10 protein-coding genes are annotated in these 13610 nt (G+C 65.8%); 4 read left to right on the top strand and 6 right to left on the bottom strand.

Annotated elements, in window-relative coordinates; all coding sequences use genetic code 11:
* Positions 1-135: 135 nt before the first annotated feature.
* Both ccoG and ACUXVH_RS11340 read right to left on the bottom strand, forming a co-directional pair.
* Positions 136-1551 carry a cytochrome c oxidase accessory protein CcoG gene (gene ccoG / locus ACUXVH_RS11345; RefSeq protein WP_011061158.1) on the bottom strand — a complete coding sequence of 472 codons (1416 nt, stop codon included), beginning with the start codon at positions 1549-1551 and terminating at the stop codon, positions 136-138.
* Between the two features lie 208 nt (positions 1552-1759).
* On the bottom strand, positions 1760-1993 hold the full coding sequence (locus ACUXVH_RS11340; protein ID WP_011061159.1) for a DUF3203 family protein: 234 nt from the start codon (positions 1991-1993) through the stop codon (positions 1760-1762).
* 273 nt (positions 1994-2266) lie between these two features.
* On the opposite strand from ACUXVH_RS11340, the gene ACUXVH_RS11335 reads away from it, so the two are divergent.
* The gene (locus tag ACUXVH_RS11335; RefSeq protein WP_011061160.1) at positions 2267-2770 is read left to right on the top strand and encodes an MgtC/SapB family protein; all 504 of its coding nucleotides are present in this window, start codon (positions 2267-2269) and stop codon (positions 2768-2770) included.
* A gap of 57 nt (positions 2771-2827) precedes the next feature.
* Here the strand turns inward: ACUXVH_RS11335 and ACUXVH_RS11330 are convergent, their stop codons facing one another.
* Positions 2828-2992, bottom strand: a complete 165-nt coding sequence (locus ACUXVH_RS11330; RefSeq protein WP_019095231.1) for a hypothetical protein — start codon at positions 2990-2992, stop codon at positions 2828-2830.
* A 201-nt stretch (positions 2993-3193) separates the two neighbouring features.
* Here ACUXVH_RS11330 and ACUXVH_RS11325 point away from each other — a divergent pair, with 201 nt between their 5' ends.
* The 3 genes from ACUXVH_RS11325 (at position 3194) to glgB (ending at position 10878) form a co-directional block, all read left to right on the top strand.
* The gene (locus ACUXVH_RS11325; protein WP_065363987.1) at positions 3194-5182 is read left to right on the top strand and encodes an alpha-1,4-glucan--maltose-1-phosphate maltosyltransferase; all 1989 of its coding nucleotides are present in this window, start codon (positions 3194-3196) and stop codon (positions 5180-5182) included.
* Between the two features lie 120 nt (positions 5183-5302).
* Entirely contained in the window at positions 5303-8650 is a 3348-nt protein-coding gene (gene treS, locus ACUXVH_RS11320; RefSeq protein WP_011061162.1) for a maltose alpha-D-glucosyltransferase, read from the top strand.
* Positions 8647-10878, top strand: coding sequence for a 1,4-alpha-glucan branching protein GlgB (gene glgB, locus ACUXVH_RS11315; protein WP_019095234.1), 2232 nt, complete (start codon positions 8647-8649; stop codon positions 10876-10878). The genes treS and glgB overlap by 4 nt, the downstream gene beginning before the upstream one ends.
* A gap of 118 nt (positions 10879-10996) precedes the next feature.
* On the opposite strand, the gene ACUXVH_RS11310 is transcribed toward glgB, so the two are convergent.
* From ACUXVH_RS11310 to ACUXVH_RS11300, 3 genes are all read right to left on the bottom strand, one after another.
* Positions 10997-11686, bottom strand: coding sequence for an alpha/beta hydrolase (locus ACUXVH_RS11310; RefSeq protein WP_015635519.1), 690 nt, complete (start codon positions 11684-11686; stop codon positions 10997-10999).
* A 105-nt stretch (positions 11687-11791) separates the two neighbouring features.
* Positions 11792-12598, bottom strand: coding sequence for an endonuclease/exonuclease/phosphatase family protein (locus ACUXVH_RS11305; protein WP_011061165.1), 807 nt, complete (start codon positions 12596-12598; stop codon positions 11792-11794).
* Between the two features lie 83 nt (positions 12599-12681).
* Entirely contained in the window at positions 12682-13440 is a 759-nt protein-coding gene (locus tag ACUXVH_RS11300) for a PIG-L deacetylase family protein (protein ID WP_011061166.1), read from the bottom strand.
* Positions 13441-13610: the final 170 nt, after the last annotated feature.

Below are 13610 nucleotides of genomic sequence, written 5' to 3'. Positions count from 1 at the left end.
TCATCGGGTCGACATATCTGCGGTGGCGAGGGAGTGACGAACGCCGCCAGCGGGCTGGCGGCGGGTGTCCGGTTCATTGGCTCCGGGGCCGGCCCCGGGGGGGAGCCGGCTCCCTCGCCAGGGCATTCTAGAGGCTCAGCGGTTCATCGGCGCGACAAAACGACTCTTGGCCACGGCGTAGACGCCGGGGTCATCGCTGTCGCTGACCTTGAAACTGATGGCCTGGGAGCTGCTCTGCGCCTTGTCCTGGGTCATCGCCACGGACACCGGCAGGTCGGTGATTTCACCGGGGGCCAGGCTCAGCTCGGTCTTGCCCTGCAGCTCGAAGCCTTCGCCATCCACCAGGGCCAGGTGGTACTGCTGGCGTTCCTGGGTCTTGTTGATGATCTTCAGGCTGTAGATGTTCTCGATCTGGCCCAGGGCGTTCTCGCGGAACAGGCCGCGGTCCTTGCTCACGTCCAGGGAGACCATCGGCCGCTGCACCAGGGCCAGGGCCAGGGCGCCGATCATCACCAGCAGCACCAGGCTATAGCCCACCAGGCGCGGACGCAGCAGGTGGGTCTTGCCGCCTTGCAACTCGTGTTCCGAGGTGTAGGCGATCAGGCCGCGGGCGTAGCCCATCTTGTCCATGATCGAGTCGCAGGCGTCGATGCAGGCAGCGCAGCCGATGCACTCCATCTGCAGGCCGTCGCGGATGTCGATGCCGGTAGGGCAGACCTGTACGCACAGCTGGCAGTCGATGCAGTCGCCCAGGCCGACATCGGCAGGCTTCACATCACGCTTGCGCGGGCCACGGCTTTCGCCGCGCACCGGGTTGTAGGAAATGGTCAGGGTGTCCTTGTCGAACATCACGCTCTGGAAGCGCGCATAAGGGCACATGTGCATGCACACCGCCTCGCGCAGCCAGCCGGCGTTGATGTAGGTGGCCGCGGCGAAGAACAGCACCCAGAACAGGCTCAGGCCGCCGATCTGCAGGGTCAGCAGTTCCTGGGCCAGGGGGCGGATGGGGGTGAAGTAGCCGACGAAGGTCAGGCCGGTGAGCAGGCTGATGCCCAGCCACAGGGTGTGCTTCATGGCCCGGCGGGCCAGCTTGTTCAGGCCCCAGGGCGCGGCCTGCAGCTTGATCCGCTGGTTGCGCTCGCCCTCGGTGACCTTTTCGCACCACATGAACAGCCAGGTCCACGAGCTTTGCGGGCAGGTGTAGCCGCACCAGACGCGGCCGGCGAACACGGTGATGGCGAACAGGCCGAAGGCGCAGATGATCAGCAGCGCCGAGAGGAGGATGAAGTCCTGGGGCCAGAAGGTTGCGCCGAAAATGTGGAACTTGCTTTCGGCCAGGTCCCAGAGCACGGCCTGGCGGCCACCCCAGTTGAGCCACACGGTGCCGAAGAACAGCAGGAACAGGAAACCTGCTCCGCTCATGCGCAGGGTGCGGAACAGGCCGCTGAAACTGCGGGTGTAGACGTGTTTGTCAGTGGTCTTCGTCTTCATCTGTGTAGGGCGTGAAGGTTCGAAGGTTTCTACTAATCGGACGGGGATTCTTTCGCTCATGGTCGTTCGCTCATCAGCCTCCATCAGGCCGGGCAACTATGACCACGGATCTGTTTGCATAACAGACTCAGGTATTTGATAAAAAACCGGATCAGATGGCCCTTTGCAGCGCCCCTGCGACAACTTGCCGTACCCCCTCAGGTGCCACCAGGGAGGGCTGCAGGCCGTGCTGGCACAGGGCCGCGGGGCGGGCCCTGATCCAGGTCAGTCAAATCACCGAATCACCTTCACTGGCTTTCAGATGGCGCCGGCCGTCGGTGGCGCCTGCTACGGTCAATGCGTCGGCTTCTGCTTCGGTGATGTAGACCCGCTCGCCACCCAGGTCCACCGCCGACATCGACTTGGCGCTGTCGGTGATGATGGTCACGGCGCTGGCCGGGAGGTGCTGGTGCAGGGTTTCGGTGTCGAAATAGCAGGTCTGGTTTTCGATGCGCAGGCTCATGGCGGTTACCTCAAGGCAATGGCTGTACAGGTTAGGGCGCAGGGGCTGGCCAGGGTTCGACCACGGCGATCAACGGTGGCTGGGCAGGCGCTGGCGGGTGGGGGCGCAGGCTTGTGCAGGAACTGGCTGGCCAGCGAAGGCGTCCGTGGGGTTGGCAGCCGGCTTGGGGCCTCTTCTCCGGCAAGCCGGTTCCTGCGGTGGTGATGGCGGCACCTTTTGCTGGCGGGCGCGGTCCATCGCTCAGGAACCCGCGAAGGGACGAGGAGCGATCGCATGAACACCTGGTGGCAAGAAGTCTGGCTGACCCTGCAAGACGAATTCGCCGATATCGGCGATGCCCGGCAACTGACCCAGATCACCCTGCGGCTGCTGGTGGCGGCCCTGCTGGGGGGCATTCTGGGCTTCGAACGCGAGCACCAGGGCAAGGCCGCCGGGGTTCGCACCCATATGCTGGTGGCCATGGGCGCGGCCCTGTTCGTGCTGGTGCCGAGCCTGTCCGGGGCCCAGGCCGATGCCATGAGCCGGGTGCTCCAGGGGGTCATCGCCGGGATCGGTTTTCTCGGCGCCGGGACCATCCTCAAGGGCCGTGAAGAAGACCAGGGCCAGCACGTCAAGGGCCTGACCACCGCCGCCGGGCTGTGGATGACCGCAGCCATCGGTGTGGCCGCCGGCATGGGCCGCGAGGCCACGGCGGTGCTCAGTACCTTGCTGGCGCTGATGGTCTTCAGCCTGATGCCGCTGATTGTCCGGCGCCTGGAAAAGCGCCAGGACGGCTGATGCTCCGGGCCTCCCCACGCGGCTGTCTATGCTTGCTGGCTGGGCGGGCGCCCGGGCTCAGGCGCTGACCACCACCGGCGGCATGGTAGTGGGCGGGTCGCCCTTGGGTGGCGGGGTGCTTTCCGGCGGTTCCTGCTCCGGGATCGGCTCAGGCTCGCTGGGGGGCAGGGTCGGTTGGTCGATGTTGGGATCGGGGGTTTCTGCCGGGATCGGGATATTCATCGCGCTGGCCTCCTTTGTGCTTGCAGATGCACGGGCTCTTCTGGTGGACCGCAGCGGCGCGGATTTGATTCCCGCCGCTTGGCCGACCAATCGCGGTGAACTTTCGCCGCAGGCTTTGGCTCGGAACCTAAGTGCATTGATTCACCGGGGCCGCGGCCCCGCCACCAGAGCGTCTAAGACGTGAAAAAGGGGTGATGCTCGATGACTGTAGAAAAACCGACCGAACAGCAATACCAGGCGCACCTGCCGTTGTCCCAGGCCCTGCTGCTGCCGCGCATTGCCATCGAGAGCATCCGCCCGGTGCTCGACGGCGGCCAGTTCGCGGTCAAGGCGGTGGCCGGCCAGGAGGTAGAGGTGGCGTGCAAGGTATTCGCCGACGGCCACGACAAACTGGCGGTGCGGGTGCGCTGGCACAACGAGCAGCAGGACAGCTGGGCCAGCCAGGCCCTGGAAGACCAGGGCAACGACGGTTGGCAGGGGCGTTTCACGGTGCCCGAAGTGGGGCGCTACCGCTTCTGTATCGAAGCCTGGATCGATCAGTTCGCCAGCTTCTGCTACGAGCTGGAGAAAAAGCACCTGGCCGGGGTTGCGGTCAGCCTGGAGCTGCAGGAGGGCCGCAGCCATGTGCAACAGGCCGCCGAGCGCAGCGAAGGGCCGCTGCGCGAGCAGTTGCTGGCGTTGCAGCGCGAGCTGTCCGGGTTGCTGGAGGCCGAGCAGGTGGCGCTGTTTCTCAGCGAGTCCAGCGCGCGCCTGATGGCCGAGGCCGATCACCGGCCCTACCTGAGCCTGAGCCCCGAGTACCCGCTGGATGTGGAGCGGCTACAGGCCCAGTTCGCCAGTTGGTACGAGCTGTTTCCCCGCTCGATCACCGACGATCCGGCCCGCCACGGCACGTTCAACGACGTTCATTCGCGGCTGCCGATGATTCACGACATGGGCTTTGACGTGCTGTATTTCCCGCCGATCCACCCCATCGGCCGCAGCCACCGCAAGGGGCCCAACAACTCGCTGAGCGCAGGCCCGGACGATCCCGGCAGCCCCTATGCAATCGGCAGCGAGGAGGGCGGCCACGAGGCCATCCACCCGCAACTGGGCAGCCGGGAGGACTTCCGCCGGCTGCTGGCGGCGGCCGCCGACCACGGCCTGGAGATCGCCCTGGACTTCGCCATCCAGTGTTCCCAGGACCACCCCTGGCTCAAGCAGCACCCGGGCTGGTTCAACTGGCGCCCGGACGGCACCATCAAATACGCCGAGAACCCGCCGAAGAAGTACCAGGACATCGTCAATGTCGACTTCTATGCCGCCGAGGCCATTCCCAGCCTGTGGCTGGAGCTGCGGGACATCGTCATCGGCTGGGTCGAGGAGGGGGTCAAGACCTTTCGCGTGGACAACCCCCACACCAAGCCGCTGCCGTTCTGGCAGTGGCTGATCGGCGAAGTGCGCCGCCAGTATCCGGAGGTGATCTTCCTCGCCGAAGCCTTCACCACCCCGGCGATGATGGCGCGCCTGGGCAAGGTCGGTTACACCCAGAGCTACACCTACTTCACCTGGCGCAACACCAAGAGCGAGTTGTCCAGCTACCTGGCCGAACTCAACCAGCCGCCGTGGCGCGACTGCTTCCGCCCCAACTTCTTCGTCAACACCCCGGACATCAACCCGCAGTTCCTGCATGACTCGGGGCGCCCTGGGTTTCTGATCCGCGCGGTGCTGGCCACCATGGGATCCGGGCTGTGGGGCATGTATTCCGGGTTCGAGCTGTGCGAATCGGCGCCGGTGCCGGGCAAGGAGGAGTACCTGGATTCGGAGAAATACCAGATCCGCCCACGGGACTTCTCGGCGCCGGGCAACATCATTGCCGAGATCGCCCAGCTCAACCGCATCCGCCGGCAGAACCCGGCGCTGCACAGCCACCTGGGGCTCAAGCTGTACAACGCCTGGAATGACCACATCCTGTATTTCGGCAAGCGCAGCGGCGACAACTTCGTGCTGGTGGCGGTCAGCCTCGACCCGTTCAACCCCCAGGAGGCGCATTTCGAATTGCCGCTGTGGGAAATGGGCCTGGCCGATGACGCCCAGACCCAGGGCGAGGACCTGATGAACGGCCACCGCTGGACCTGGTACGGCAAGACCCAGTTCATGCGCATCGAACCGGCGCAGCCCTTCGGCATCTGGCGCATCACCGCCACGTAGGAGCCGGCTTGGGCCCATGGGCCTTGTGCAGGCCCGGCCGACGCCTTCGCTGGCAAGCCAGCTCCCACGGTGGGGCGTGGTTTGTGGCAGCTGCGAATTCAATTTTTTCAGGAGCTCGACATGGCCAAGAAACCTCGCCCCACGACCTTTATCAAGGACCCGCTCTGGTACAAGGACGCGGTGATCTACCAGGTACATGTGAAGTCCTACTTCGATTCCAACAACGACGGAATCGGCGATTTTCCCGGGCTGATCGCCAAACTCGACTACATCAAGGACCTGGGGGTCAACACCATCTGGCTGTTGCCGTTCTACCCCTCGCCGCGGCGCGACGATGGCTACGACATCGCCGAGTACCGAGGGGTCAGCCCCGACTACGGCACCCTGGCTGACGCCCGGCGCTTTATCGCCGAGGCCCACAAGCGCGAGCTGCGGGTGATCACCGAGCTGGTGATCAACCACACTTCCGACCAGCACCCCTGGTTCCAGCGGGCACGCAAGGCCAAGCCGGGTTCGGCGGCGCGCAATTTCTACGTGTGGTCCGACGACGACCAGAAATACGACGGCACGCGGATCATCTTTCTCGACACCGAGAAGTCCAACTGGACCTGGGACCCGGTGGCCGGCCAGTACTTCTGGCACCGCTTCTACTCCCACCAGCCGGACCTCAACTTCGACAACCCCCAGGTGATGAAGGCCGTGCTCTCGGTGATGCGCTACTGGCTCGACATGGGCATCGACGGCCTGCGCCTGGACGCCATTCCCTACCTGATCGAGCGCGATGGCACCAACAACGAGAACCTGCCGGAGACCCATCAGGTGCTCAAGCAGATCCGCGCCGAAATCGACGCCAACTATCCGGACCGCATGCTCCTGGCCGAGGCCAACCAATGGCCGGAAGACACCCAGCTGTACTTTGGTGATGTCACAGGCAGCGACGGCGACGAGTGCCACATGGCCTTCCACTTTCCGCTGATGCCGCGCATGTACATGGCCCTGGCCCAGGAGGATCGCTTCCCCATCACCGACATCCTGCGCCAGACCCCGGAGATCCCGGCCAACTGCCAGTGGGCGATCTTCCTGCGCAACCACGATGAACTGACCCTGGAAATGGTCACCGACCGCGAGCGCGACTACCTGTGGAACTACTACGCCGCCGACCGCCGGGCGCGGATCAACCTGGGGATCCGCCGGCGCCTGGCGCCGCTGATGGAGCGTGACCGGCGGCGCATCGAGCTGCTCAACAGCCTGCTGCTGTCGATGCCCGGTACCCCGACCCTGTACTACGGCGACGAGATCGGCATGGGCGACAACATCTACCTGGGGGACCGGGATGGCGTGCGTACGCCGATGCAATGGTCCATCGATCGCAACGGCGGTTTCTCCCGGGCCGACCCGGCCAGCCTGGTGCTGCCGCCGATCATGGATTCGCTGTACGGCTACCCGTCAGTCAACGTCGAGACCCAGTCTGGCGACCCCCATTCGCTGCTCAACTGGACCCGGCGCATGCTGGCGGTGCGCAAGCAGTCCAAGGCCTTTGGCCGCGGCACGCTGAAGATGCTGTCGCCGAGCAACCGACGGATCCTGGCCTATACCCGGGAATACACCGGGCCTGACGGCAAGCAGGAGATCATTCTGTGCGTGGCCAACGTCTCGCGTAGCGCCCAGGCCGCGGAGCTGGACCTCTCGGCGTTCGCGGGCATGGTGCCGGTGGAGATGCTCGGCGGGAACGCCTTTCCGCCCATCGGACAGCTGAATTTCCTCCTGACCCTGGCGCCCTACGGTTTCTACTGGTTCGTCCTGGCGGCGGAAAACCAGATGCCCAGCTGGCACGTGGAACCGGCCCAGAGCCTGCCGGATTTCACCACCCTGGTGCTGAAGAAACGCCTCGAAGAATTGCTCGAAGCGCCATCGCGCACCACCCTGGAGCAGGAAGTACTGCCCAACTGGCTGCCCAAGCGGCGCTGGTTCGCCGGCAAGGACAGCGCCATCGACCAGGCGCGGATCGCCTACGGCGTGCGCTTTGGCGACCCGCAGCACCCGGTGCTGCTCAGCGAGATCGAAGTCACCAGCGCCGGGCGCAGCGAGCGCTACCAGTTGCCGTTCGGCCTGTTGGCCGAAGAGCAGATCAACAGCGCCTTGCCCCAGCAACTGGCCATGGCCCGGGTGCGTCGCGGGCGCCAGGTGGGGCTGATCACCGACGCCTTCGCCCTCGACAGTTTCGTGCGCAACGTGCTGCTGGCGCTGCAGGGCACCACCTGCCTGGACAGCGAGCAGGGCCAGATCCGTTTCGAGGCCACCGCGCAGTTGGCGGCGCTGGGCCTGGGGGCCGACGCCGAGGTGCGCTACCTGTCGGCGGAGCAATCCAACAGCTCGGTGGTGGTGGGCGGCAGCCTGGTGCTCAAGCTGATCCGCAAGGTGGCGGGGGGCATTCACCCGGAACTGGAAATGGGCGCCTTCCTCACCGCTGCCGGCTTTGCCCACATCTCGCCGCTGCTGGGCTCGGTGCTGCGCCGCGATGCCCAGGGCGAAGACCATCTGCTGATGATCGCCCAGGGCTACCTGAACAATCAGGGCGATGCCTGGGAGTGGACCCAGAACAACCTCGAGCGGGCGATCCGCGACGAGCTGGCCGAGGCCATGTCCGAGCAGGAGCAGCACTACAACGCCTTGGGCGAGCTCCAGGATTTCGCCGGCCTGCTGGGCCAGCGCCTGGGGGAAATGCACCTGCTGCTGGCGGCCCCCAGCGACAATCCGGATTTCGCTCCCGAGCACGCCACCGCCAAGGATGCCCAGGCCTGGAACCAGCAGGTTGCCGAGCAACTGGAGCGCGGGTTGCAACTGCTTCAACAGCACCAGGCCGAACTCGCGGCAGGGGAGCAGAAATTGCTCGGCAAATTGTTGCAGCATAAGGCGCTGATCCTGGGTCACATCCAGCAACTGGCCAAACAGTTGGTGGGGGGCGTGCGGATTCGTGTCCACGGCGACCTGCACCTGGGGCAGGTACTGGTGATCAAGGGCGATGCCTACCTGATCGACTTCGAGGGCGAGCCGGCCCGGCCCCTGGCCGAGCGCCGCGGCAAGCACAGCCCGTACAAGGATGTCAGTGGGGTCCTGCGTTCCTTCGACTACGCGGCGGCCATGGCCCTGGAGGCACCGGCGGTGGACGGCGCGCAAGGCGCGGCGGCGGGGCGGCGCAAAGTGGTCACGCGCTACCTGGCCGAGGCGCGCCACGCCTTTGTCCAGGCGTATCGGCTGGCGACGGCTAATCTTGCCCATGGCTGGCAGGATCCGGCGGCCGCGGATGCCGCCCTGGCACTGTTCAGCCTGGAGAAGGCCGCCTACGAGCTGGCCTATGAAGCGGAGAACCGTCCCGCCTGGTTGCCTGTGCCATTGCACGGCCTGGTGGGGCTGTTACGTGAACTGAAACCCTTTTCCGATATTGAGAGTGGTGGAGAGCAGTCATGAGTTTCTCGAACAAGGAACAGGGAAAGCAGCAACCGGCATTGCTTCCTTCGGCCAAGGCCATCGACGCCCTGGTACGGGCCGAACACCGCGATCCATTCGCCATTCTCGGGCCCCACGGCGATGGCGCCGGCGGGCAATTCATCCGCGCTTTCCTGCCCGGGGCGCTGAGTGTGCAGGTGCTGGACCGCGACCAGCAGCAGGTGCTCGGCAGCCTGCAAGCCGGTGAGGTGCCGGGGCTGTTTGTCGGGCACTTTCCCGAGGCCCGGCCCTATCTCTTGCGCATTCAATGGGCCGGGGGCGAACAGGTCAGTGAAGACCCCTACAGCTTCGGCCCCCTGCTGGGGGAGATGGACCTGTACCTGTTTGCCGAAGGCAATCACCGCGACCTCAGTTCCTGCCTGGGGGCGCAACTGACCACCGTGGACGGCATCGACGGCGTGCGTTTTGCGGTCTGGGCACCGAATGCCCGGCGGGTCTCGGTGGTGGGCGACTTCAATATCTGGGACGGGCGCCGGCACCCGATGCGCCTGCGCCATCCCTCCGGGGTCTGGGAGCTGTTCATCCCGCGCCTGCAGGCGGGCGAGGCCTACAAATACGAGATCCTCGGGCCCCAGGGCATCCTGCCGCTCAAGGCCGACCCCATGGCCCTGGCCACGCAGTTGCCGCCGGACACCGCCTCCAGAGTCGCGCCGCCCCTGACCATCGACTGGCAGGACCAGGAGTGGATGCTGGCCCGTGGCGAGCGCCAGCGGGTGGACGCGCCGCTGTCGATCTATGAGCTGCATGCTGGTTCCTGGCAGTGCGAAGTGGACGACCTTGGAGAAGTGGCCCGCCAGTACAGCTGGGCCGAACTGGCCGAACGGCTGATTCCCTACGTCAAGGACCTGGGGTTTACCCATATCGAACTGATGCCGATCATGGAGCACCCGTTTGGCGGCTCCTGGGGCTACCAGCCGCTGTCGCAGTTCGCCCCCAGCGCCCGCTACGGCAGCCCGCAGGATTTCGCAGCCTTCGTCGACGCCTGCCACCAGGCGGGCATCGGGGTGATTCTCGATTGGGTGCCGGCGCACTTTCCCACCGATACCCACGGCCTGGCGCAGTTCGACGGCACTGCACTGTATGAGTACGGCAACCCCCTGGAGGGCTTCCACCAGGACTGGGACACCCTGATCTACAACCTGGGGCGTACCGAAGTGCACGGTTTCATGCTGGCTTCGGCGCTGCACTGGCTCAAGCATTTCCACGTCGACGGCCTGCGGGTGGATGCCGTGGCCTCGATGCTCTACCGCGACTATTCGCGCAAGGCCGGGGAATGGGTGCCGAACCGCCACGGCGGCCGGGAAAACCTCGAAGCCATTGATTTTCTGCGTCACCTCAACGACGTCGTGGCCCTGGAGGCCCCGGGTGCCCTGGTGATCGCCGAGGAGTCCACCGCCTGGCCTGGGGTCAGCCAGCGCACCGACCAGGGCGGCCTGGGCTTTGCCTATAAATGGAACATGGGCTGGATGCATGATTCCCTGCATTACATCCAGCAGGACCCGGTGTACCGCGCCCACCATCACAACGAACTGAGCTTTGGCCTGGTGTACGCCTGGTCCGAGCGTTTCATCCTGCCGATCTCCCACGACGAAGTGGTGCACGGCAAGCACTCGCTGATCGACAAGATGCCCGGCGATCGCTGGCAGAAGTTCGCCAACCTGCGGGCCTACCTGAGCTTCATGTGGGCCCATCCGGGCAAGAAGCTGCTGTTCATGGGCTGCGAGTTCGGCCAATGGCGCGAGTGGAACCACGACCAGCAACTGGACTGGTACCTGCTGCAATACCCCGAGCACCGCGGGGTGCAACAACTGGTGGGGGACCTCAACCGCCTGTATCGCCAGTACCCGGCGCTGCACGACCAGGACGACGTGCCCCAGGGTTTCCAATGGCTGATCGGCGACGATGCGATCAACAGCGTCTATGCCTGGTTGCGCTGGAGCAAGAGCGGCGAACCGCTGCTGGTGGTGGCCAACTTCACCCCGGTGCCACGCCAGGGCTATCGCGTCGGCGTACCGGTGGCGGGGCGCTGGAGCGAGTTGCTCAACAGCGATTCGCAACTGTATGCCGGCTCCAACTACGGCAACGGTGGCGAGGCCTTCAGCGAAGAGCAGAGCAGCCATGGCCAGGCCCTGTCCCTGGTACTCAACCTGCCGCCGCTGGCCGTACTGATCCTGCGCCCTGACAGTTGACCCAGGCGTCCTGTAGCCGTTGCCGAAGGTTACGAACTGTCTGGGCGGCGCTCCGTCGCTGGGGCGCGGGGTTTGCGAGGTCGCCAACGGCTCGTCTGAAGATCGCCCAGTCAACCGGTTACAGGGAGTCGGCGGCCTCGGCGATCAGCGCGGCTACGGGCCCGGGCTGGGAGGCGAGGGAGGCGTGGCTGGCGTCCAGGTGAATGACCTTGCGGGCGTTGAGCCGGGCGGCCATGCGCTCCTGGTTCGCCGGGGCGATCATGCGGTCGGCACGGGACACCTGGTACCAGGAAGGTTTGTCGCGCCATGCCGGGGCCCCCAGGGCGTCGCCGAAGGTGCTGGCCAGCGGCGCCTTCTGGGTCAGGCCCATGACCAGCCCTTCCTGGGGGCTGAGATCCTGGCAGAAGCTCTGCTGGAAACGCTCCGGACGCACCCAGAGGTAGCCGTCGCTGTCGGGCGCCAGATTGGCGGCGGCTTCAGGCGGGAACTCCTGGGTCAGGCCACCGGGGCTTTCACCCTGGTCCGGGGCGAAGGCGGCGATGTACACCAGGCCCGCGACGTTTGGCGCATGCCCGGCCTGGGTGATCACCGCGCCGCCGTAGGAGTGCCCCACCAGCAGCACCGGCCCCGCTTGCTGGGCCACCAGCTTGCGGGTCCGTTCGACGTCCTCGGCGAGGGAGGTCAGGGGCAGTTCCACGGCGCGGATCTTCTCGTAACCGCGGTTCAGCAGTTCGACGATGACCCGGTTCCAGTGGGCGGCACCGCCCCAGAAACCGTGGACTAGGACAATCGTGGGTTGCTCGCTCATCGCTTGATTCCTTCTCTGGGCTCAAGGTTGGCCCGGAGGCGGGTGCCCCCAGGCTCGGGTTCGGGGAAAAGCATGGTCGACTCTGGCGGGAATACGGCTATTTATTCATGAATTCTGATGTGCGGCCCCAGGCGGCAGGTGCACTTCCACCGCCAGCGGCAGGTGATCGGAGAGGTGGGTCCAGGGCTTGTTGCCGAGGATCTGCGGGCGGTGGCTGTGGGCGTTGCGCAGGTAGACCCGATCCAGGCGCAGCAGTGGCCAGCGGGCCGGGTAGGTCTTGGCCGGGCGGCCATGATGGCGTTCGAAGGCTTCGTGCAGGTCGTTGCGCCGGCCCAGGGTGGCGTTGCCGTGCATCTGCCAGTCATTGAAGTCGCCGGCGATGATCACCGGTGCCTCCTCGGGCAGGGATTCGAGCAACTGGCCCAGCAGCGCCAGCTGCAACTGGCGATGGCTTTCCAGCAGGCTCAGGTGCACGCAGATGGCGTGGACCTCGGCGTGGCCGGGCACATCCAGCACGCAGTGCAGCAGGCCCCGGCGCTCGGGGCCGGTGATCGAAACATCGAGGTTGCGGTACTGGCGGATCGGAAACTTCGACAACAGGGCGTTGCCGTGATGGCCGTCGGGGTACACCGCGTTGCGCCCGTAGGCGTAGTCGCTCCACATACTGTCGGCGAGAAACTCGTACTGTGACTGCTGAGGCCAGTTGTCCAGGCGCGAGGCATGGCGCTCGTGCTCGCCCAGCACTTCCTGGAGAAACACCAGGTCGGCCTGGGTACTGCGCACGGCCTCGCGCAGTTCCGGAAGAATGAAGCGGCGGTTCAGGGCGGTGAAGCCCTTGTGGGTGTTGACGGTCAGAACGCGTAACCGCTGGACCGCCTCGGGGTTGGGCTGGCGGGTGGAATCGCTGCTCACGCGGGCTCCTTGGAATCAGTGGCGGTTACAGATGGGACTGGCGACCGGTGCGTGCGTTCAGCTTATTTTCCACCCGCGCAGGCCTACATCAGGATGATCTCGTAGGGCAGGCGCAGGCGCTCCAGCAGCACCGGCGACAGCGACGGCTCCAGGCCGATCTCCGGCTCGCCCTGCAACTGGCTGGCATAGGCGTGGGCGGCGTGGCGCTTGCGGGCCACGGTCCAGGTGTCCAGGCGCAGCTTGCGCGCACGCTGCCAGGGGATCTGGTGCTCCTCGCGGGCCGCCCAGTGCCAGGCCCAGATCGGAATCTCATGAAAACGCGCACCCACCAGGCTCGCGGCCTTGGCCGTGGCCCTGCCCACGGCTTCGTGGTCGAGGTTGCCATCGGCGCGCCAGGTGCTGAACACCACGTCGGTGTCGCGCAGGTAGCGGCAGATGAAGGGCACCAGCTGCTGTTCCCGTTCGCTCAAGGCGCTGTCGGCAAAGCCGCCGCGGATCCACTTCAGGCTGTGCAGGGGCAGGCCCAGGCGACGCAGGGCTTCGGCGCTTTCCTGGGGCCGGAACACGCTCAGGCGGCGCTTGGGCCACAGCTCCGACCCGGGATGGCTGGCGCTGCCGTCGCTGATGGAAATCAGTTGCAGAGGGTGGCCGTGGTGGGCCAGCACTTGCAGCAGGCCGCCGCTGGCGACCACTTCGTCACCGGGGTGAGGGGCGACTATCACTGCCCGGGAGCCGGCCGGAACCAGGTTGGCCAGATTGATGGCCGGCACCTCGGCCAGGCTGCGGGCACTGTTCCAGACTTGGCTGGGCCAGTTGCTGTCGATTGCGGGTATGGCTTTCATGGGGTGTCACATCCCTGTTTTCCGGGCCACGGCAGTAGCGGTTGAACCTCCGTTCAGTCGCGACCCTGGGTTTGCACGCACGCTGATTCCTTGGCACCTGCCTCAGCGTGAAGTACCGGTGCCCCATACCTTTGGAGCACCGCGATTCGGGGGTAATCATACACAGCCTG

The sequence above is a fragment of the Pseudomonas sp. 8(2025) genome, assembly GCF_052665325.1.
The sequence above is the reverse complement of the archived record's forward strand: the minus strand, read 5'-3'. Positions and strand labels throughout refer to the sequence as shown.

What these genes read in the sequence shown, in the direction of transcription:
- ACUXVH_RS11300 (WP_011061166.1), bottom strand. Translation starts at nt 13,440, where the DNA reads ATGAAAGCCATACCCGCAATCGACAGCAACTGGCCCAGCCAAGTCTGG.
- ACUXVH_RS11340 (WP_011061159.1), bottom strand. Translation starts at nt 1,993, where the DNA reads ATGAGCCTGCGCATCGAAAACCAGACCTGCTATTTCGACACCGAAACC.
- glgB (WP_019095234.1), top strand. Translation starts at nt 8,647, where the DNA reads ATGAGTTTCTCGAACAAGGAACAGGGAAAGCAGCAACCGGCATTGCTT.
- ACUXVH_RS11325 (WP_065363987.1), top strand. Translation starts at nt 3,194, where the DNA reads ATGACTGTAGAAAAACCGACCGAACAGCAATACCAGGCGCACCTGCCG.
- ccoG (WP_011061158.1), bottom strand. Translation starts at nt 1,551, where the DNA reads ATGAGCGAAAGAATCCCCGTCCGATTAGTAGAAACCTTCGAACCTTCA.
- ACUXVH_RS11330 (WP_019095231.1), bottom strand. Translation starts at nt 2,992, where the DNA reads ATGAATATCCCGATCCCGGCAGAAACCCCCGATCCCAACATCGACCAA.
- ACUXVH_RS11310 (WP_015635519.1), bottom strand. Translation starts at nt 11,686, where the DNA reads ATGAGCGAGCAACCCACGATTGTCCTAGTCCACGGTTTCTGGGGCGGT.
- treS (WP_011061162.1), top strand. Translation starts at nt 5,303, where the DNA reads ATGGCCAAGAAACCTCGCCCCACGACCTTTATCAAGGACCCGCTCTGG.
- ACUXVH_RS11335 (WP_011061160.1), top strand. Translation starts at nt 2,267, where the DNA reads ATGAACACCTGGTGGCAAGAAGTCTGGCTGACCCTGCAAGACGAATTC.